The sequence below is a fragment of the Ornithinimicrobium sp. CNJ-824 genome, assembly GCF_001942405.1.
Lineage (GTDB): Bacteria > Actinomycetota > Actinomycetes > Actinomycetales > Dermatophilaceae > Ornithinicoccus > Ornithinicoccus kibberensis.
Map to the genome: position 1 here is coordinate 56,419 of NZ_MKKA01000062.1, position 20,772 is coordinate 77,190.

Sequence of the window (20,772 nt, forward strand, 5' to 3'; positions counted from 1 at the left end):
GCCGTGCAGCAGCGCCTGGCGCGGTGGGCACGGTCGGCGCCCGGCTACCGGTGGGCCCTGACCGAGGTGCTGCCGCGCGTCCGCTCCAGCGCGACGCTCTCGGACCTCGCCTGGCGCGTCTTCGCACCCCGGCACACCGCCGGGCACGTCGACGTCCCCCTACACGGTGGAGTCCACCTGACCGGCCCGGACGTCTCCCGGGTCCCGGTCGTGGGCGTGGTGGCACTCGGGCTGGACGACGAGACGCTGGCCGCGCTGATGGAGAGGGTCGCCAGGCTCCAGCGTCAGCTGGCCAGCTTCCGACCGGTGTTCGTCGTGGACCGCCCCGTCTTCGCCGCCGCACGTCCCCACGGATACGTCCTGGACCTCGTGGTGCCGAGGGTGGAGTGGCTGGGGGAGGAGGGAGACTACCTGCTGCACGTCGCATCTCGGGTGGCTGCCCTGCGGGACCACTACCAGGTCTGGCACGTCATCCTTGCCGACGGGCCGGACCTCGACCCGCTGGACGAGGCGCTCCTGACGCACCTGGTCCGACGGCTGCCGGCCGACCTCGACGTCAGGGTTGCGACCGTGGACGGGAGCGCGGAATGAGCCGCCCCCCGCAGCAGACCACCGGTCCGGTCGCGCCGGCGCTCGATCTGGGGCTCTACGCCGACGAGAGCGACCCGGACCGCGCCCGCTCCCTCGTCGACGGAGCCTTCGGACACGGGTACCTCGTGCACGGCCCCGGGTCCGTCGAACTCCCCGGGTTCCTGCGCCGATGGTCGCTCTACACGGTCGGACCGCTCGACCTGCTCACCGCACCCAGGACAGTCGTCGCGGTGGCGGAGGGTGCGACGGGCGCGGCCGTGGTAATCCTGGGCCACCCCGTCGATGTCGACCACGGTGTGACGGATCCGCATCTCATCGCGGGTCACCTACTCCGACGAATGGTCCTGGGCGGCGAGGGTGCTGCGGTGCTAGAGGCCGCCTACCTGGGTGGCCGCTGGACCATCCTCCTGCTCCACCCAGGACGACCGGGGAGCGTGACCGTGGTGCCGGACACCATGGGCACGCAACCGATCTTCTGGGCGTCGAACAACGCCTCCGTGACCATCGCTTCCTCCAGCGCCCTGGTCGCCCTCGCGCGCGGCCTCGCTCCGGACGAACGGCACCCCAGCTGCATGCGGCTGCACGCACGGTGCGACCCACGGGCGTCTTCTTCCTTCCGGGGACCGTCACCCAGTTCGAGGGCGTCCGGCAGGTATCGCCCAACTGCCTGCTCCGCGCGGACCTGTCTGCGCCAGGACAGGAGTCGCACGATCGCTTCTGGCCGACCGAACCGAGGGTGGAGAGCCCCGACGTGGAGGGAGTCTCGGCCGAGTTCCGCGACCGTATGCGCGAGCACATCCGCCTGATCTCCCGGTTCGGACCGGTGGCATGGAGCCTGACCGGGGGCCTCGACAGCCGGGGGACCCTGGCCACCGCCGCCGATTCCCTGCCTGCGGGAACCGTCGCGTTCACCTACTTCAACCCCCGGGACGGCGTGCGCTTGCCCGAGGCTGCGCAGGACGTTTTCGACGCCAACCAGATCGCCTACCAGATGGGAGTTCCGCACCGGGTCCTCCGCTGGCGGCAGGCACCGCGCGATCACGTCTTCGCCCGGATCCACTCCGCCACGCATCCGGTCAGCTACTCATCTCACGGCGCCGGCTTCGCGATGTGGGCCGACCTGCCGCACGACATCGTCGAGATGCAGTCGATCGGAGGGGAGATCGGGACGGTGTTCGGACGGCGACGCAGCCCCACACCGCTGACTCCGGAGAAGATGTCGGCCCTGTGGATGGGTGACGGGTTCGAGGGCCGTGATCCCTACACCGCCTTGTTCGCGGAATACCTCGAGTACGCTCAGCTGACGGATGAGCGTCTCCACGGCTATGACCACCACGACGTCGTGTACTGGGAACTGCGCCTGGGCAAGTGGGGCTTCACGAAGTACCTGCTAGGAGACTACTCGCACCGCACCATGCTTCCCTTCAACGACCGCCGCCTGATCGAGACGATGCACCGAATGCCCGAGAAGGACCGCCTGTCCAAGACGCTCTACCAGTCGATCCTCGCGACAGAACCACGGGCCTGCCTCCCTGAGCCCCGCTGAGAGAGACCCCTCCCGTGGGCGCCTGTCACGTGAGGAGGGAGCCTCACTCCTGCGGCTGTCCGCACCACTGCTCGCACGGCACCACGTGCGGGCGCCAGGCCCAGGGTCCGCGGACCGGGAGACGTGGTCGGCAGGGTACAGGTCGGGTGCCGGGTGGCTGCCGTGCAGGATCCCAGGGGGGCGGCCGTCCATCAGGTCGAGGTCCAACCGGTACGACGCCCGCTCCCAGGCCAGACCCATCGCCTCGTCCTGGTCCGGGCGCAGACGCTGGGAACCCCCGGGCGACCGGGTGATCTCACCGAGCACCACTCCGTCCGTGGTGTCGAACAGGTCGACGCGCACGAACGGCAATCCGACGGCTCTGGACAGGTGCCGTGCGATCTGCGCCATCTCCGCCAGGTTCTGCGGGACCGGGACCGTGCTGTCCGTGGTGGCCCCGACGAGCACATCTCCCAGGTCGCTGCCATCGGCACGCAGGTAGCGCCGACGCAGGGAACGGAGGTCTCCGTGCCGACCGACCCGCCGCAGCAGGACCTGCTGGACGTCCCCGTAGCAGGCGTAGATCTTGATGTCGTCGGGGATGGCCCGCCCGGCTGCGCCAGCAGCTCCTCGGCGAAGAAGGGTCCGCTGATCCGGCCTTCCCGCGCCCGGGTGACGAAGTGGTCACGGACCTCGACCTCGTCGAGCCTCCGGTGCCCGTCCACGGTTTCCAGACGCCCGCCGACGGTGCGTCGCAGCGGAAGGACACCGTGGCTGCCGGCCCCGCCGTCCGACTTCAGCACGAATGCTGCAGGAAGCCCGGCAAGGTCGATCTCCTCGGCCTCGGACCACACCCGGAGCACCGTGGGGACCGCGATGCCGTGGCTGGCTCCCAGTCGGTAGTTGCGCAGCTTGAACGGCAGGTGACGCAACGGGTGCCGCAGGTCGGGGTCGAGCTGGCGCAGGTCCACCTGGGTCCGCCGCAGCGTCAACAGCTGCCGATAGTACGACGGCCTGGCGAGCTGCTCCTCCACCTGGGCGGCGGCGGCCGAGGACAGCCTCTCGATCTCCTCTTGCTGTCGCGCCACCTTGCGTTCCAGTCGTCCGACCTTGCCCCGAAGCCGGTCGATCCGCTCCTTGCGGCGGGCCAGTTCCTGGTCGCGTCGGGCGACCGGGGGCACCTTGGCGAGGATGCTGCTGCGCAGGCTCATGGCTTCCTGGGGTGAGACGGGCCGACAGCCAGGTCGACGGACTGTGGGGGACGGTGCTGCCACCACGCGAGGTCGGACCAGCCTGGGCGGATCTCGTGGCGCTCGCGGTCCGGGTGGCGATGTTCGGTAGAGCCTCCTGCGGAGGCGAGACGGCACAGCTCCTCGTGCCGCGGGTGCCCGCCCCATCGGCCCCGTCCGGCGGCCCATACTAGCCCGTCCCGCCACACAAGGACGGCCACCACCTCCTCGGGCACCCCGAGGAGCAGGTCGCCCGGGTTCCACGTCGGCGAGGCGGAGTGCAGGGCCACCGGATGCAGCCACGCACGGAGCGTCTCCTCGCCGGCACCGCGGTGAAGGACCGTGAGACCGTCGGCCCGCTCCGCGTCGGCTGCGGACCGCAGGGGGATCTGCTCGACCTGGGCACCGTCCGCCTGCGGTCCCCTCCGCCTGACGGTGTCCACCGGGACACGACCGGGGCGGATCGTCACCGTCTCGGTCGGGGAGCCCTCGGCACCTCCCGCCGACGGCAACGGGAGGGCCTCGTCCGTCGTGGTCCCCCGGCCACCGTGCCCCAGGGCGTGACCGGTCCCCAGGGAGCGCAGCTTCTGCACGAACGAGGGGTGGCCGTAGCGCCTCCGCACCTCGTCGAGCGTCCTGGTCACGCGTGCGGCGTAGGCCGCCGGATCGGCCACATAGCGGGCGACCAGGTCCTGGGCCTCGCCCGGGAGCGCGTAGTCGAACGCCTCGCCGAAGGTGGGGCGGTGCTTGGGGTGCGCGATGGTGAGCACCCCGCTCGCCGCCGCCTCCAGGAGGGTGCGGCCGAAGGACTCGTGGGCCTCCGTGTTGTCCAGGTAGAGGTAGAAGTCGAGCTCGCGGAGAAAGTCCCGCACGTCGGCGGCCCCGTGCGGCATTACCTGCCAGTTGTCCGGCAACGGCTCGTCGGCGCGGGCGGTGGCGCGCAGCTCGGCGACCGTCCTCTCGGCCCCGAGCATCCTGACCTCGTAACCATCCCCGAAGGCGTAGCCGCGGAGCAACTCGGCCCAGGTTCCCGGGAACTTGATGCGGTCGTCTCTGGAGTGCCGACCGACCACCACGGGGCGACCGTCCGCCCCGGGAGGTACCGGCGGGCGCACGGCCCACTCCTCGACGTCGATCAGACCAGGGTTGTCCCAGTCGGTGAGCCGCACGTCCGGATCCTGCTCGACCAGGAGGCGGCGGATCGTCGGACTCTGCGGGACCCACGTGGCGGAGCCGTCGAAGAGTTGCTCCGCGCGCGCACTGACGTCCCGCACCACATACCTCTGGTCGCTGCCGTCTGCCTCGACCGGGCCCTGGTTGGCCATGACCAGGACGTGTCGCGCCCGGACACGACCGACCGTGGCCGGTGGATACTGCAGGATCGGGGGGTAGCGCACCAGCAGGACCTCGACGTCCACGTCGTCGTCCGGCAGGATCCAGTCGACCTCGCGGCTGGTGACCAGGCCCACCAGCTCCGGGGACACCGGCACGTCGCGGTTGCCCATGAAGCGCAGCGCCTCCAGGTGCATCACCGCGACCCGCAGGCCGGCCTCCCGGGCAGCGCGGACCTCCTCGACCATCGAGCGCTGCGGACCGCCGTGCCGGCGCCAGTCACCGGCCAGGCAGAGGTCGTAGTGACGGGAAGGAGCCAGCAGAGGGTGGGTGGGCCTGCTCCACCGGCGCGGCTCGGGAAACCGTCGAGGTTCCTCCGGGTCGAGGAAGGGGGTGGCCTCGCCGGCGGCGATCTGTTCGTGCCACGGCCCGTAGAGGGACTTGTGCTGGTGGCGGGCCGGATGCCGCCACCCGTTGCCGAACTCGTCCGACGACAGGCTCTCGCCCCCGCCCCGCAGCAACGTCGTCACGGCCCGGACGTCGCGCAGGACGTGCTCGCCGAAGGCCGCCTGCATCCTGCGGGTGTGCTCGGTGTCGGCCCCCTTGCGGGTGGGATCGTAGAACCCGATGCGCGAGATCACCGGGCGCAGGCGGTAGAGCACCGTCGCTGCGGAGACGAAACGGGGGCGGTAACCCGGGCGGGTCAACACCAGCTCGGGCGTGACACGTACCCCCTCGGCCCGGGTCGCCAGCAGACGCGGGTCCGCCAGGAGGGGTGCGGCCAGCAGCTCCAGCGTCTGCGGGTGCCACCAGTCGTCGGAGTCGACCACCACGGCCCAGTCCCCCCGGGCCCGGCGGAGCGCGGTGTTGCGGGCCCGATAGGTCCCCCCGTTGACGGCCTTGCGCACGACCTGCACCCGGGGGTCCAGCCGGCACGCCTCGTCGAGAAGGCGCGACCATGCGCCGCCCTCTCCCGGGCCGGACGCGTCGTCGACCACCAGCAGCTCCAGGTTCTGCCAGGTCTGGGCCAGCACCGAACGCACCGCCGTGAGCAGCGCGGGGCCCGGCCGGTAGGCGCTCATGATGACGGTGACAAGCTCGGGTCGGCGCACGGCGGGCGTGTCCTCGACCCGGAGCCGGTCGAGGCTGGGACGTCCGTCGGCCGTGGGCGGAAGGTATGCGGCCGTCATCCCCCCGTCGAGGGCCCGGGTGAAGGCGGCGGCCCAGGCCGCACCGTCCGTCGCCGCACCACCCAGCGCGGGATTGAGCGCGTCCGCCCGGATGGCGTCGGCGACGTCGGTGCGCATCCGTCCGTCGTCGGCGAGCTCGAGCGCGCCAGCGGTGTCTCCCCCCAGCACCCGGAGGTGGCCGAGGAGCTCGACGTGCTCGCGAAGGGCCACAGACCACCCGTCCGAACGGTTCAGCGACTCCAGCACGGTCCGCGCCCGGGCGACCTCCTCCTCCAGGCCGGTCTGCACCGCGAGCACCCGTGCGTAGTCGGCGAGCCTGGCCGGGTCGGATCCAGGTGGCAGGAATCCCGGAGGATGTTCCCGGAACCACCCTTCGAGCGCCCCTGGGTCGTGGCCCGGCCACGCGGCCTCCGCCAGCACCTCACGCGCGTGTACGGACCGGGTCCGGAGGGCCGTGCTGACCAGGGCGCGCGGCCTGCGCGCCGCGATGCGCGCGTGATCCGCCGCGACCCCCGAGGTGGTGGTCCGTGGCGCGGCGGGAATGCTCACCGGCGGTCGGTGTCCGGCGGGGCTCCCGCCGCCGAGAGACGGTCCAGCGCATCGTCCAACGCCCGCTGCATGCGGTCCAGCCGTCCGGTGTACTGGGCCTGCATCAGGCGGACCGCACCCATGACGTCGTCCTCGGTGACCGAGGAGGCCCGGGCGTAGGTCAGCCCCACCTGGGCGTTCTCCGCCTCTCGGCCAGCGGTGCGCCGGATCTCGGTCTTGACGAAGGCACGGAGGCTGCGCGTGCGCCGCCAGGTGTCGAGCTGGACAACGAGGATCCCCAGGGCGAGGACGCTGCCGGCCGTCGCCGCGATGGTCCAGACCTCCTGGGCGACCCCGACGATGACGAGCGCGGCCAGGACGAGACCGACGACGGCACCCGCGGCAGTGACGAGGTGGTGACGCACGACCGGACCTTTCGGACGGGTTTGGGCGGCGTGCCGACTCCGCAGCGGCACCCTGGACGGTGTTCACTGTAACCCGCAGGGACAGGCGCCTCCCTGCGCCACGCCCGACCGACCAGCCGAGGAGGACGCCATCCAGACCCCCGCAGGCCCGGTGAACCTCCCCCTCGACGCCGGGCGGCCGGGCCTGTGGACCGCCGTGTCCTTGGTGGGTCCGGCCCGGAACCGGCCGGTGGCGGTCGCCCACCTGGGGCTGCGCACCCGCTCCACGGTGGTCGCGGACGCCCTGTCCCTCGCGGCGACGAGGGGATGCTCGGTCGAGGACCTCGCCAGGCTGATCGACGAGGACGTCGATCGGTTGGACGCCGTCGTGACCGACGACGCGGCGCTCGCCGGTCTGGCACTGCTGTGGGCGGGCCAGGGGGACCCCGCCTGCGCGGACCGGGGCGCCCTGCTCTACGGGTGGCTCGCGGCCTCCGGTCGGTTGCCGGAGCTGCCCGTCCATCACCAGGCCACGGCCCAGGCGCTGCTGCTGTCCGGCCGCGCGCGCGAGCTCAGGGACCTGCTCCCGATCCTGACCCGGATCCCGGCCCCCGTCCGGCACGACGTCGAGGTCGACTTGACCCGCCCGGGACCGGGGGATCCGCCCGGCGGGGAGCGATGGCTGGCCTGGGAGCGGCTGCTCTCCGCCCGCTTCACCGACCGAGGACTGGTCCCCGTGCGCGTGCGGGCGGAGGGTCCGGAGCCCCACCTCTTCGACCGGCTGACCGCCGCGGCCCCCCAGGGCCCCGGTGGAAAAATTCTCGTGACGGTGGTCGTCCCCTGCTGGCGGCCCGACGAGGGCCTGCTGAGCTCGGTGGCCTCCCTCACTGCCCAGAGCTACCCCGACCTGGAGATCGTCGTCGTGGACGACGCCTCCGGCCCCGGCTACGAGCACCTCTTCGACGCGGTTCTCCGCAGCGACGACCGGGTGACCCTGCTGCGCCTGCAGGCCAACGGTGGCAGCTACCTGGCCCGCAGGGCGGCGCTCGAGGTGGCCCGGGGGAGCGTCTTCACCACCCAGGACGCGGACGACTGGAGCCATCCGCAGCGCATCGAGCACCAGCTGAGGACGCTGGAGGAGCACCCCTCCGCCCCGGCGAGCAGGTCCCTGGCCGTGCGGGCCAAGGACGACCTGACGCACCAGTGGTTCGGCTACCGCGCGGTGAGGGACAACGCGTCGTCCCTCATGGTGCGCCGGGACGTGGAGGAACGCGCCGGCACCTTCCTCCCGCTGCGCAAGAGCGCGGACTCGGAGTATGCCGAGCGGCTGCAGGTCCTGGTGGGACCGGTGGTGGACACCGGGTCCCCGCTAGCCGTGACGAGGTTGCGCGCGGCAGCCTCAGCCGGGGGGACTTCACCTTCCAGTGGTCCGACCCCGACCGCATCGCCTTCAGGGGGACCTACCGCGCCTGGCACCGGAGCCTGGGTAATCGTCCCGACCGGGCCCCGGCCGACGCGGACATGCCCGAGGTTCCGCCTGCCTTCGTCAGAGGTCTTCCGGACGCACCGGTCGGACCGGCGTCCGTCGAGCTGGCGGTCCTGGGCGACTTCTCTCCTCCTCCGGGTCGCGCGGAGGAGGATGCGCGCCTCCTGTTCGCCCGGCGGCGTGGCCGTGGCGCCGTGGCGCTGTGGCACCTCGAGTGCCCCTCCGCGGCCGCACCGTCCCGCCCGGAGATGCATCCCGCCTGGTACGACCTGGTCGTCGAGCTGGACCACCTGCACCTGCTCACCCGGACACGGCCCCTGCGCGCGCGGACCCTCGTCGTGCTGGAGCCGACGGCCCTGACGGTAGCCACCGACCAGCCCACGCGGACGACTGCGACCGGGTGCTGGTCGCCCTGCGCCCGGCCGACGTCGAGCCGACGTCGACCGGGGACCGTGCTGCCCTCCCGGGCCCCCTGCCCCTCGACCTCCTCGCCGTGTCCGACGCGTGCCACCGCTGGTGGGGGGCCCGGCCCGAGTGGGTGGTCAGCCCCGGCAGCTCCGACGACGACCTGCGACGTCTCGAGGCGGCCCTGCCCGGTCTGGTCGTGGACCCCGCGGCGGTCGCGGCCCCATGGTCGGTGGAGGCAGGGTGATGAACCGCGTGCCCGCTCGCCCACCCGGGAGCGCCGACCCGGTGTCGGGAGACCCGACCACCACCTGGCGCCTGCTGCACACCTCGGCGATCCGCCGGCCCGAGGCGCTCGCCCGTCAGGCCCTGCGCCACCGGTCCCGTGCCGTGCTCGACGCCCTGGCCCGGGCTGCGACGCGCGGGCAGGACGACGCGGCGGCCCTGAGGGCACAGGTCCTGGACCAGGGTGGGCCCCCGACAATCAGCCTCTCGCCCACACGGGTCCGCGCACTCACCAGCGTGGCGACCGTCTGGGCTGGGATGCTGGGGGACGAGGACGAGCTGCAGGCGGCGGCCACCGTGTTCGTCCGCCTCGTGGGTGACGGCCCCTCCGAGCACCTCACGGCCGAGGGACACCTGCTGGCGGGCCAGACCCTGTTCCTGGCCGGTCGGTTCGGCGAGCTGGAGCAGCTCCTCCCCCGGCTGGACCAGCTCCCCGCCGACGCGGCGCACTACCTCCGGACGGATCTGGCGCACCCCGGTCTGGGGCGTCATGGCGCCGACCCGCAGCGCTGGCACCAGCTGATCGGACAACCTTTCGCCGACCACGGGCTCGCCCCGGTCACCGTGACCGGGGACCACCTGACCGGCGCGGCCACCGTCGGGGGGACGGCGAGGCTGTTCGACCAGCTGAGCGCGCCGGGCACCGTGGCCGGTTCGGCCGGCGGCGAGCTGGTCACCGTGGTGATGCCCTGCTACCGGCCCGACCGCGGTCTGCTGGCGTCGGTCCGGTCCATCGTCGAGCAGACCTGGGCCGACCTGGAGATCCTGGTCATGGACGACGCGTCGGGTCCAGCGTGGGCCGGGCTGTTCGAGGAGGTGGCCGACCTGGACGAACGGGTGGAGGTCGTGCACCTTGAGCGCAACGGCGGCTCCTACCTGGCGAGGGAGGCCGCGATCGCCCGGGCCAGCGGGCGCCTGATCACCTTCCAGGACGCCGACGACTGGAGCCATCCGCGGCGGGTCGAGGACCAGGTCGCGGTCCTGGCGGGCTCCGATGCCCCGATGAGCCGCAGCCGCGCCGTCCGGGCCAGGGACGACCTCACCCACCAGTGGTTGGGCTACCTGCCGACCAGGCCCAACGCCTCCTCGCTCCTCGTCCGGCGGGAGGTCTTCGACCGGTGGGGCGGTTTCATCCCGGTCCGCAAGGGGGCGGACTCGGAGTTCGCCGAACGGATCCACGTCCTCGCCGGCGAGGTGGTGGACACCCACACCCCGCTGGCGGTCACGCGCCTCAGTGCGGGGTCGCTCTCGCGCGGCGACTTCACCCACTCCTGGATGGCGCCCGACCGGTTGGCCTTCCGGGGTGCCTTCATGGCGTGGCACCGCCAGCTCGTCGCGCGCCGGGACGCGGGGAACGAGCTCGGGCTCACGACCGAGGCCCTCCATCACCTGCCGTTCCCGGTGCCGACCAACTACACCGCCGGTCTGCCCGCTGCCCGCCACACCCCGGACCGGCTGGTCGGCGCCTACCTGGGCGACTTCTCCCGGGGCGGTTCCTCCCCGTCGGTCCGGTGGGTGCGTGAGCTGCTGGAGGCGGCACCACCCGTGATCGAGCCGGTCGGCCTGTGGACCCAGGAGACTCCCTCGGCCAAGGACCTGCGCCGCCCCCGGATGAGCGACGCGTGGTTCGACCTGGTCCAGCTCCATCCCGGGCTTCGACCGCTGAGCCGCACCGACGACGTGCAGGTGGGGCGGGTCGCCGTCGTCGATCCCGACACGCTGGCACTCGCCGGCGGACAGGAGTGTCGGGTGCGGGCCGACGTCGTGGAGCTGTGGCTGACACCGAAACTCGTGCTCCCCGACCGGTCGATGCTGCCGGCAGACCTGCTCGGGCTGTCCGACGCCTGCGCCGCCTGGTTCGGCGTGCGGCCGACCTGGGTCACCGCGCCCCACCTGGACGAGACCGACCGTGACGTGGTCCTGACGGCCCTGCCAGCCATGGAGATCGGACGGGCGACGACGGTGCCGGCGCCCCCGCCCGTCCCCGGCCGGGGGGCGTCCTGGTCCGACCGTCTTGACGTGGCTCCGGACGAGGACCTTCTCTACACCGGGGATGAACCCTTCGACGTCCCCGACCCGGACGCCTCCTCCGGCGAGGCCCGGGCGGTGCGGACGGCGCCCCCGGACCGCCCAGCAGCACCCGCCGGTAGTCCTCTGCGACCCGGTCAGGATCGAAGAGGGCGACCGCCTGCTCCTGGGCGCTGCACCGCTCCCGCTCCCAGGCTTCCTCGGCCGTGCACCGCCGGATGCGGTCCTCCGCGGCGTCTAGGTCCGGCACGACCCACTCGGGGGGGTAGAGGGACGCCGGGCCCCCGCGTCGCGACAGGAGGGGCCAGTCACGCACCACGGGGACCGCTCCCGAGCAGGCCCCCTCGACCAGGCCGAGGTGCCACCCCTCGCGCACGCTCGTCGAGAGGATCACCCCCACCCGACGCAGGTGCTCGGCCACCTCGCCGGTGCGGCCGACCAGATGGACGCGGCCACGGACCGACGGGGAGGCCAGTCGACGGTGCACCTCCTCGACGTAGGGGGCCGTCGCGGGCACCGGGTTCGGCGCGAAGTCAGGTCCGATGAGGACGAGGTCCCACGTGGGGTCTCTCTCGAGCAGGTCCAGCGCCCAGAGCGGGTCCTTGACCTGCCGTCCCCAGCCGACCATCCCCAGGGTCGTGCGGGCCCCTGGCTCCTTGGGCAGATCCATCTCCCGCAGCGGGGTGAGCACGTGCATCGTCTCGACGGGGATCTCCACGCCCCACGCCCCGAGGAGGTCACGGACCAGGCTGTTCATCGCGGGGCTGACGACGAGCACCCGCTCGATCCGCTCCCAACGCATCAGGTGCAGCCACGGGTCGAGCGCGTCGAGCGCGTGCACCCGGAGGATCAGGCGCGTGCCCTCGGGACAGACGTGGGAGGCCCAGACGCTGGCCCGGTCCGCCCAGTCCAACAGGGCGACGTCGGCCCACCTCAACATGGCCGCCACGCCGTCGGCCGCCGCGAGTCCCTGGAGGCGGGGGTCGACCGGGTGCTCGCCCTCCTCCCCCGACAGGTCCGCGTCGGAGATGGACGACGGGTCGGGGCGGGCGCTCTCCCGCCGGACCACGGCCTGGAGAGCGTCCAGCACCTCGTCGTCCATCACCTTCGGACGCAACAGGGGGTGGCGCCGTGCGAAGTCCCTGGTCCTGACGTCGGCCACCTCCCGCAGGGCCCGGACGACGGGTCGGTGGAAGTCTCCGTAGGCCCCCGTGACGACCAGCACCCGCGGTAGACCGTCCCGGGCCAGCAGCACGTGCGACGGTGAGGGCGACGCCGCGTCCTCGTACCGTCGCTGCTGATCGGCCTCCTCCCCCCGGTCGAGCAGCGCCCGGAGCGCACGGCTCCCCACCAGGGGTGCCAGCGTGCTGGCGGGTTCGTCGACGAGGCGGGAGGAGGGGACCTCCGAGTGCAGAGCCCGGTGGAAGAGCACAGACATGGCGTCCGCCAGCAGCCCCAGGGACGTCGAGGGATCGGTCGCGAGCGCGTCGTCCGCGGCCGAGACCGTGCTCGCCACCAGTTCGGCGAGGGCACCGTCTGAGGTGTCCACCGGGCGCCCCGGGACCACGCCCGAGTCGTTCCGCGCCGGCAGTCCGGGCCAACGCCGGGCTCCCAGGGTCAGTTCTGCCGCCGCCCGGCGGGCCGCCAGGCCCGACGTGAGGCGTTGCTCGCCGTCCCAGGGCAGCGCGTCCAGCCGGGTCGTGAGCTCGGCGGCACCGACCATGCCTACCGTGGAACGCACCTGACGCAGCACCTCGACGACCCTTCGCGGGACGTCGAGCACGGCGGGCACGGGGAGTGGTCCGGCGGCGGCGGCAGCGTCCTCGAGGGTGGTCGTCCACCGGGGGAGGTCGTCCACCGCCCCCGGCGCTCCGTTCCGCTCACGCAGCTCGTGCATGGTCCGTCCGACCGCAACCAGCGCGGGGCCGCAGGATTCCCACGTGGGCGACTCGAGGACCACGGCTCCCGCGGTGAGGTCCGCGAGCGCGGAAAGCGCCGCGTCGGTGTCGGTGTCCAGCGACCACAGGACGTCGGTCTCCTTGACCTTCTCCCGGAACCAGGTGCTCCGCTTGAGCGCCCACAACCAACCCGGGGGAGCGGCGTGCCGCACCCCCAGGTACAGCGTCCGCGCACGGGTCAGGAGGGTCGGGGGGCGGCCGAGGCCCTCCGGACGCACGACCACCGGAGCCCCGTGCACGCCGGACTCGTCGACACCGGCCGCCGTCTCGCCGCACGCGGTCGTGACCGTCCACCAGGGCAGGTGACCCAGGCCGGCGGCGCGGTCCTGCGGCAGCGCCTCCACCCCGCGGGACAGGAGCAGGACCTGCAGAGGCGCCGTCTCCGTGGCGGCGATGGCAGATCCGAGCATGCGGTCATTCTGTCAGGCGGACGACCGACGGCTCAGGACGTGGTGGGCCTGGCGGCTGGGCCGCCGCTCGCCGTGCGGACCGACGCCTAGGAGGTGACCGCCTCACCGCGGATGAACGCCTCGACCTCGGCGCGTCCCAGGTCGTCGTGCATCTGCACCGGCGGGGACTTCATCAGGTAGGCCGAGGCGCCGATGACCGGGCCGCCCTCGCCGCGGTCCTTGGCGATCTTGGCGGCGCGGATGGCGTCGATGATGATGCCGGCGGAGTTGGGCGAGTCCCACACCTCGAGCTTGTACTCCAGGCTCAGCGGCACGTCCCCGAAGGCCCGGCCCTCGAGCCGCACGTAGGCCCACTTGCGGTCGTCCAGCCACTGGACGTAGTCCGAGGGGCCGATGTGCACGTCGCGGTCGGCGAACTGGTGGGCCACGTTGGAGGTGACCGCCTGGGTCTTGGAGGTCTTCTTGGACTCCAGCCGCTCGCGCTCGAGCATGTTCTTGAAGTCCATGTTGCCGCCGACGTTGAGCTGGTAGGTGCGGTCCAGCGCGACGCCACGGTCCTCGAACAGCTTGGCCATGACCCGGTGGGTGATGGTCGCCCCGACCTGGCTCTTGATGTCGTCGCCGACGATCGGCACGCCCGCGTCCTCGAACTTCTTGGCCCAGACGGGGTCGGAGGCGATGAAGACGGGCAGCGCGTTGACGAAGGCGACCCCGGCGTCGATCGCGCACTGGGCGTAGAATTTGTCCGCCTCCTCGCTGCCGACGGGCAGGTAGGACACGAGGACGTCGACCTGGGCGTCCTTGAGGGCCTGCACCACGTCGACCGGCTCGGCGTCCGACTCCTCGATGGTCAGGCTGTAGTACTTGCCCAGGCCGTCCAGGGTCGGGCCGCGCTGCACGGTCACGCCGGACTGCGGGACGTCGGCGATCTTGATCGTGTTGTTCTCGCTGGCGTCGATCGCGTCGGCCAGGTCGGAGCCGACCTTCTTGGCGTCGACGTCGAACGCGGCGACGAACTCCACGTCACGCACGTGGTAGTCCCCGAACTGCACGTGCATCAGCCCCGGCACCGTGGCCGAGGGGTCGGCGTCCTTGTAGTACTCGACACCCTGGACCAGGGAGCTGGCACAGTTGCCCACACCGACGATCGCCACGCGCACGGACGTCATACATCTCTCCTCGAAGCTCACTGCACGGGGCGCCCGACGGGACGACCCGGGTCTCGACTCTGCGGGGCGCCCGACGGGACCCCGGCACGGTGAGGGCGGTCCCTGTCCGGGGCCGCCCACCGAGAACGATCAACTCCCCAGGGTACCCCTCCATTCCGGCAGACCCGTCAGCCGGCCCAGGCACAATGGTCCACGTGAGTCCCTCCCGCACCCGCACCGCCCGCCGCCCCGCCAAGGGGCGCCGCCGTCGCCGACCCGGCCGCCTGCGCCGCGTCCTGCTCTGGCTGGTCGGCCTGGGCCTCCTCGTCCTGGTCCTGCTGACGGCGGCGCTGGCCTGGGCCTACGCCCGCACGGACGTGCCCGAGCCCAACGACTTCGCCGAGGCCCAGAGCACGATCCTCTACTACGCCGACGGCGAGACGGAGCTGGCCCGGTTCACCGGCGGCTTCGACCGCGAGTCCGTGCCGCTGGACCAGGTGCCCGAGCACGTGCAGCAGGCGGTGCTCGCCGCCGAGGACCGGTCGTTCTACGAGAACGAGGGGATCTCGCCCACCGGCCTGGCCCGGGGCGCCTGGCGCACCCTGCGCGGGGAGGGCGTGCAGAGCGGCTCGACGATCACCCAGCAGTACGTCAAGAACTACTACCTCACCCAGGAGCAGACCCTGGAGCGCAAGCTGCGCGAGCTGATCATCTCGGTGAAGATCGACAACGAGCAGTCCAAGGACCAGATCCTGGAGAACTACCTCAACACGGTCTACTTCGGTCGCGGCGCCTACGGCATCCAGACCGCCAGCCGCGCCTACTTCGACAAGGACGTCTCAGACCTAACCGTGGGCGAGGGCGCCCTCCTGGCCGCCGTCACCAACGCGCCGTCGCTGTTCGACCCCGACTTCGCCGACGGCAACGAGGAACGGGCCCGTGACCGGGTGGCCTACGTCCTGGGCGGGATGGTCGAGGAGGGCTGGCTGGGCGAGGGCGAGCGCGACGCCACCGAGTTCCCCGAGGTCGGGCCGACCCCGCCGTCCACCGCGGTCCAGGGGGTGCAGGGGTATGTCGCGCAGCAGGTCCGCGAGGACCTGCGCGACCTCCTGGGGCTCGAGGACGCCGCCATCGACTCCGGCGGTCTGCGGGTCACCACGACCATCGTCGAGCAGCACCAGGACGCCGCCGTCGAGGCCGTGGACGCGTTCGCCCCCACCGGGGACAACGCCGACGACATCACCACCGCGCTGACCGCGGTGCGCCCCGGGGACGGGGCCATCACCGCGATGTACGGCGGGGCGGACTACCAGCAGACCCAGCTCAACGCGGCCACCGACGCCCAGGTCCAGGCCGGGTCGCTGTTCAAGCCGATCACGCTGGCCGCGGCCGTGGGCGAGGGCGTCTCGACGACCACCGAGCTGCCCGGCCCCAGCCCGATGACCTTCGGCACGCCCGGTGGCGAGGTCGAGGTGCGCAACTTCCGCGACATCTCCTTCGGCGTGCTCGACCTGCGGGTCGCCCTCGCGGAGTCGGTCAACACGACCTACGTCCAGCTCAACGAGCAGGTCGGGCCCGAGAGGACGGTCGAGACGGCCGTCGACCTGGGCCTGCCCGAGGACACGCCAGGCCTGGGCGCCGACCTGACCAACGTCCTGGGCACGGCCTCGCCGACGCTGGTGGAGATGACCAACGCCTACGCCACCATCGCCGCCGAGGGCGAGCGGGCCGAGCCCTACCTCGTCGAGCGGGTGGTGACCGCCGGCGGGGAGACCACCTACGAGGCCGAGCCTGAGACCGAGGAGGGGATCGAGGCCGACGTCGCCGCCGACGTCATCGACGCGATGACCTACGTGATGACCCAGGGGTCCGGGACCACCGCCGGGGACCTGGGTCGGCCGAGCGCCGGCAAGTCGGGGACGAGCGAGAACAACGTCTCCGCCTGGTTCGACGGGTTCGTCCCGCAGCTGGCCGCCGGTGTGGTGATGTACAAGGGCGACGGCACCGTGCCGATGCAGGACGTCGCCGGGCTCGACCAGGTCACCGGCGGCACCTTCCCGGCCCAGGTCTGGGGCGAGTTCATGCGCCTGGCCCTGGAGGGCGAGGAGGTGCTGCCCTTCCCGGAGCGTGCGGGGGTGGGCGACCAGGCGGTCGTCACGCCCGAACCCACCCAGGAGGTCGCCCCGACGACCCAGGAGCCCGCACCGGCCCCGTCGCCGACGGAGGAGGAGACCGAGGAGCCCACGACGGAGGACCCCACGACCGAGGAGCCGACGGAGGAGCCCACCGAGGAGCCGGAGCCGACCACCCCCGAGCCGACCACCCCGGAGCCCACGGAGCCGGAGCCCACCGAGCCGGCCGACCCGGCCCCGCCGACCACCTCGGCCCCGCCACCGGGGGACGGTGGAGGCGACGGCGGAGGCGAGGGTGACGCCGGCGGGAGCGACGGCGCCGGGAGCGACGGCGGCGGCTCCGGGGATGGGAGCGCCGGCGACGCCGCCGGGCCTCCCGGCGACGGGGCGCCCACGTCGGCGAGGGCCACCCCGGACGCGTGACCGCCGTCCCGCCCCGTGAGGGTCGACGCCGCGACGTGCCCTGGCGGGTCCCGTCCTGGCGGGACCCGGTGGTCGCCCGGGCGACCGGCGTGGTGGGCGGACCGCTGGGACGGCACGGCGTGGTCGGTCGTCGCGGGCTGGCCGGGGTCGCCGCTGCGCTCGTCGTCCTGGGGGCGGGGATGCTCGCGCTGGGTGTCTGGCAGAAGGGGCACTGCCTGCTGAAGGGCTGGAGCACGCCGGACCAGTTCTGGCGGGCCTGCTACTCCGACGTCCCGGTCGTGCACGTCAGCTCGCCGCTGGCCGACGGGCTGCTGCCGTGGAGCGGCGAGGTGCCCTCGACCCAGCCGCCCCTGCCCGGCCTGGTGCTGTGGCTGCTGGCCCGGGTCTCGCCCCAGGCCGGCACCGGCCTGGGGGCGCAGCAGGGCGTCTTCGTCGCCTGGGCGCTGCTCGCCACGGCCCTGCTCGCGATCGGCGTGATGGCGGCGGTCGCGCTGCTCCCCCGGAGCCCCTGGCGGGCCGCCCACCTCGCGGTCAGCCCGGTGCTGGTGACGCTGGCCCTGGTCTCGGTCGACCTGCTCGGCGTGGTGCTCACCCTGGTGGCGCTGTGGGCCTGGCAGCGCAGGCATCCGTGGCTGGCCGGTGCCCTGCTGGGCTGGGCCGTCCTCGTCCGGCCCTTTCCGCTCCTCGTGCTGCTCGCCCTCGTCCTGGTCGCCCGGCGCGAGGGCCACCTCCTGCGCGCCGCCCAGGCCGTGGTCGGCGCCGCCCTGGGCGCCCTCCTGCTGCTCGTCCCCCTCGTCGCCGTCGAGCCCCAGGCGCTCACCGCCGCCGAGCAGTGGTGGTCGCAGGGCGCCGGCTACGGCGCGGTCCAGATGCTGCCCCGCCTCGCGGGCTTCCCGCTCGGGACGACGGCCTCCACGTGGGTCGCCGTCGCCGGCTGGGTGGCCGCCGTCGCGCTGGCCGTGGTCCTGGCACGCCGCCCGCGGTGGGGCCTCGTCCAGGTCGCGGCCGCCACCACGGCGGTGGTGGCCCTCACCGCCCCCTCGCTGTCGGTGCAGTCGGGCCTGTGGGTGCTTCCCCTGCTCGTGCTGTCGGCGCGTCCCTGGTGGGAGCACCTCGTCTGGGCCGGCGTCGAGACCCTGCACTTCGTGGCCACCTGGCTGCACATCGCCTTCGACAGCGACCCGGGCCGCGGGCTGCCGCCGCTGGCCTACGCCGTCGTCGTGCTGCTGCGCGCGGCCGCCTGGGGATGGCTGCTCTGGCGGATCACCGACGAGAGGGCGACGACGAGGACTGCCCGAGCCTGGTCCCCTCCAGCAGCACGGTCCGGGCCGGTTCCGGCAGCCGCGACGCCTCCACCAGCGGGGTGACCTGCTCCTCGACCAGGTCGCGCAGCGAGCGCACATAGGTGGCCGACAGGTGGTTGGAGTCCCGCCAGACCACGACGCCGCCCAGGACGGGTGAGCAGACCGGGCCGGGGCACACCGCGTCGTTGAACTCCAGCACCGGCATCGCGGGGCGCAGGGCGGCCAGCTCGTCCTGCCCCACCCCGGACCGGACCAGTCCCTCCTCCCGCGGGAACGCGCAGGCGCTCGCCTCGCCGGGGTTGTCGAGGAGGCACTCCGGCATGTCGAACGGCACCCGTGGGACGTCCCGGACCATCCCGACGACGGCGCCGGCCTCCCGCAGGCTGTCCACCCGCCGGGCCATGGCCGCGGCGAGCTCGTCGGGCGGCACGTCGTAGGCCGCCGAGGACAGCAGGACGACGTCCGGCTCCAGCTCCTGCAGCCGCTCGTCCACGTCGGACTGGTAGGCCGTGCACTGCTCGTAGGATCCCCCCCTCTCACCGGGACGCTGGACCTCGACGCCTGGGGCGGGAGGGCAGGAGGACTTGGTGAGCGAGACCACCTGCCAGCCCCGGTCCCGCCCGATCTCGTCGAGGGCGGTGATCCACATCCCGGCGTGGCTGTCCCCGTTGAGGGCGACCAGGACGTCCCCGTCGGGGTCACCGGCCCGGCAGACACCGGCGGACGTTCCCCTGATGTCGGTGTTGCACCCCTCGGGGTCCAGCACCGGCTGATCGTCGGCCACCTGCTCCAACGGGACGGCCAGCGTGGGCAGGACGTCCGGAATCTCCGGCTCCACGGCGTCCTCGGCCCCGCCTCCCTCCGGCAGCGCCGTCGCGCCTGCGTCACCACCCGTCGTGCCGTCCTGCCCGGGCCCCCCGAGGGCGGCCGAGCTGAGGGCACCCTGCTCCCCCGTGGTCCTGCCTCCGTCGTCGGGGCCGGCGTCCAGGGCGCCGGCCCCCACCGGAGCCCGCACGTCGTCCACCACCTGCGGTGTCCTCCACGCCACGGTCCCGGACGTCACCGAGGCGGGGCTCAGGGCGACGAGGGCCAGGCCCGCGAGCACCCCCGCCAAGGTGCAGTTGAGCCCCAGCCCGAACCCCCGCTGGGTCACGACCCCCGGTGCACCCGCCTCGCGAGCACGCGGCCGTGCGCCCGGACGGGCTCCTCCACGTAGCGGAACGACAGCCAGGCCGGCACCACGGAGACGAGCACGGCGGCCAGGCCCCAGGCGACGGGCAGGGAGTCCGGGCCCCCGCTGCCCACCCCCGCGAGGGAGGCTGCGGCCGCGACGAAGGGCCAGTGCCACAGGTAGAGGCTGTAGCTGATCCGCCCGACCCACTGCAGCGGCCGGGCGCGCAGCAGCCGCTCCGGCCCCCAGCCCCCGGCCGCGGCCCCGGCGACGATGACCAGCGCCGTGCCCACGGTGGGCAGCAACGCCCAGGTGCCGGGGAAGGGTGTGGTGAGGTCGATGACGAGCAGGGCCGCCACGATCATCCCCAGCCCCAGCCAGCCGACCGCCGCCGCGACGAACCGGGGCAGCCGCGGCCACGCGGCCGCCCCGAGCGCCACGACGGCCCCGAGCATGAGCTCGTGCACGCGGGTGAAGGTGACGAAGTAGGCCTGCGAGGGGTGCGCCTCGGTCCACCACCAGGACAGGCCCAGCGAGCCCAGGAGCAGCACCGCGGTCAGCGTCCAGACCCACGTGGTGAATACCCGCGCCCGCCCGTGGGCCACGAGCAGCACGACGAGCAGGAGGATCGGCCAGAGGATGTAGAACTGCTCCTCCACCGCCAGCGACCAGTAGTGCTGCACGGGCGTGGGTGCGCGTTCCAGGTCCAGGTAGTCCACGGACCGGTCGGCCAGCCGCCAGTTGATCAGGTAGGCCGCCGACGCCACGAGGTCGCCGCCGATCTCCCCCCACCGGGTGCGCGGGATGAACGCGACGGTGAGCAGCGCCGTGCCCACGAGCGCGGTGAGGGCCGCCGGCAGCAGCCGCCGGGCGCGACGGGCGTAGAACCGGCCCAGGTCGACCCGGCCGCGGGCGCGCGCCTCCTCCAGGAGCAGGGCGGTCATGAGGAAGCCGCTGACGACGAAGAAGACGTCCACCCCGACGAAACCACCGGGCAGCAGGGTCACCCCGGCGTGCCAGAGCACGACCCCGATGACGGCGATGGCCCGCATGCCCTCGATGTCGGCGCGGAAGTCGCGCGGCACCGGGGGGACCCGCAGGGCGTGCCGGTAGGCCCGCATCGCCCGCAGCCGCGCCCGGGTCGGCAGGGCGTCGGGCGCGGCCGCCGCGGCGCCTCCGCTGCCCGCCTCGGTCACCGGCGGGGGGGATCCGGGGTATGCCGT

At 73.3% G+C, this 20,772-nt stretch carries 13 protein-coding genes and 2 pseudogenes; 7 read left to right on the forward strand and 8 right to left on the reverse strand.

Annotated elements, in window-relative coordinates; all coding sequences use genetic code 11:
- The first annotated feature begins 3 nt into the window (after positions 1–3).
- Entirely contained in the window at positions 4–591 is a 588-nt protein-coding gene (locus tag BJF81_RS16295; RefSeq protein WP_075959218.1) for a hypothetical protein, read from the forward strand.
- A gap of 736 nt (positions 592–1,327) precedes the next feature.
- A complete protein-coding gene (locus BJF81_RS20095; protein ID WP_237770308.1) occupies positions 1,328–2,137 on the forward strand; it encodes a hypothetical protein in 810 nt (269 codons plus the stop codon).
- A 294-nt stretch (positions 2,138–2,431) separates the two neighbouring features.
- On the opposite strand, the pseudogene BJF81_RS21730 reads toward BJF81_RS20095, so the two are convergent.
- The 3 genes and pseudogenes from BJF81_RS21730 to BJF81_RS16315 form a co-directional block, all read right to left on the reverse strand.
- Positions 2,432–2,719 (reverse strand): annotated as a pseudogene (locus tag BJF81_RS21730) (ATP-grasp fold amidoligase family protein); the annotation flags it as partial.
- A gap of 604 nt (positions 2,720–3,323) precedes the next feature.
- Positions 3,324–6,416 carry a glycosyltransferase gene (locus BJF81_RS16310; protein ID WP_143780920.1) on the reverse strand — a complete coding sequence of 1,031 codons (3,093 nt, stop codon included), beginning with the start codon at positions 6,414–6,416 and terminating at the stop codon, positions 3,324–3,326.
- Positions 6,413–6,820, reverse strand: coding sequence for a hypothetical protein (locus BJF81_RS16315; protein ID WP_075959223.1), 408 nt, complete (start codon positions 6,818–6,820; stop codon positions 6,413–6,415). The genes BJF81_RS16310 and BJF81_RS16315 overlap by 4 nt, the downstream gene beginning before the upstream one ends.
- 151 nt (positions 6,821–6,971) lie before the next feature.
- Between BJF81_RS16315 and BJF81_RS16320 the strand changes: the two genes are divergently transcribed.
- The 3 genes and pseudogenes from BJF81_RS16320 to BJF81_RS21735 form a co-directional block, all read left to right on the forward strand.
- On the forward strand, positions 6,972–8,645 hold the full coding sequence (locus BJF81_RS16320) for a glycosyltransferase family 2 protein (protein WP_075959225.1): 1,674 nt from the start codon (positions 6,972–6,974) through the stop codon (positions 8,643–8,645).
- Between the two features lie 40 nt (positions 8,646–8,685).
- The gene (locus BJF81_RS16325) at positions 8,686–8,937 is read left to right on the forward strand and encodes a hypothetical protein (protein ID WP_075959226.1); all 252 of its coding nucleotides are present in this window, start codon (positions 8,686–8,688) and stop codon (positions 8,935–8,937) included.
- A 722-nt stretch (positions 8,938–9,659) separates the two neighbouring features.
- Positions 9,660–10,067, forward strand: a pseudogene (locus BJF81_RS21735) (glycosyltransferase family 2 protein); the annotation flags it as partial.
- Here the strand turns inward: BJF81_RS21735 and BJF81_RS20105 are convergent.
- The 3 genes from BJF81_RS20105 to BJF81_RS16350 all read right to left on the reverse strand — a co-directional run bounded on the left by BJF81_RS20105 (position 10,034) and on the right by BJF81_RS16350 (position 14,540).
- A complete protein-coding gene (locus tag BJF81_RS20105; RefSeq protein WP_237770310.1) occupies positions 10,034–10,288 on the reverse strand; it encodes a hypothetical protein in 255 nt (84 codons plus the stop codon). The pseudogene BJF81_RS21735 and the gene BJF81_RS20105 sit on opposite strands and share 34 nt — an antisense overlap.
- Positions 10,289–10,854: 566 nt before the next feature.
- Positions 10,855–13,371, reverse strand: coding sequence for a hypothetical protein (locus tag BJF81_RS20110; protein ID WP_237770311.1), 2,517 nt, complete (start codon positions 13,369–13,371; stop codon positions 10,855–10,857).
- A gap of 86 nt (positions 13,372–13,457) precedes the next feature.
- Positions 13,458–14,540 (reverse strand): inositol-3-phosphate synthase, encoded by a 1,083-nt coding sequence (locus BJF81_RS16350; RefSeq protein ID WP_075959232.1) that lies wholly within the window; start codon positions 14,538–14,540, stop codon positions 13,458–13,460.
- 194 nt (positions 14,541–14,734) lie between these two features.
- Here BJF81_RS16350 and BJF81_RS16355 point away from each other — a divergent pair, with 194 nt between their 5' ends.
- Complete coding sequence (locus tag BJF81_RS16355; RefSeq protein ID WP_075959234.1) at positions 14,735–17,074, forward strand: transglycosylase domain-containing protein; 2,340 nt, start codon at positions 14,735–14,737, stop codon at positions 17,072–17,074.
- A complete protein-coding gene (locus tag BJF81_RS16360) occupies positions 17,071–18,441 on the forward strand; it encodes a glycosyltransferase 87 family protein (RefSeq protein WP_083664328.1) in 1,371 nt (456 codons plus the stop codon). Before BJF81_RS16355 ends, BJF81_RS16360 begins: the two co-directional genes overlap by 4 nt.
- On the opposite strand, the gene BJF81_RS17810 is transcribed toward BJF81_RS16360, so the two are convergent.
- Both BJF81_RS17810 and BJF81_RS16375 read right to left on the reverse strand, forming a co-directional pair.
- Positions 18,338–19,531 (reverse strand): SGNH hydrolase domain-containing protein, encoded by a 1,194-nt coding sequence (locus tag BJF81_RS17810; protein WP_143780924.1) that lies wholly within the window; start codon positions 19,529–19,531, stop codon positions 18,338–18,340. The genes BJF81_RS16360 and BJF81_RS17810 overlap by 104 nt on opposite strands.
- Positions 19,528–20,745 (reverse strand): acyltransferase family protein, encoded by a 1,218-nt coding sequence (locus BJF81_RS16375; protein WP_143780925.1) that lies wholly within the window; start codon positions 20,743–20,745, stop codon positions 19,528–19,530. Before BJF81_RS16375 ends, BJF81_RS17810 begins: the two co-directional genes overlap by 4 nt.
- Positions 20,746–20,772: the final 27 nt, after the last annotated feature.

Bases quoted from the DNA above. Each gene is read 5' to 3' on its own strand.
- BJF81_RS16350 (WP_075959232.1), bottom strand. From the start codon at position 14,540: ATGACGTCCGTGCGCGTGGCGATCGTCGGTGTGGGCAACTGTGCCAGC.
- BJF81_RS20105 (WP_237770310.1), bottom strand. From the start codon at position 10,288: ATGAAGGCACCCCGGAAGGCCAACCGGTCGGGCGCCATCCAGGAGTGG.
- BJF81_RS20110 (WP_237770311.1), bottom strand. From the start codon at position 13,371: ATGCTCGGATCTGCCATCGCCGCCACGGAGACGGCGCCTCTGCAGGTC.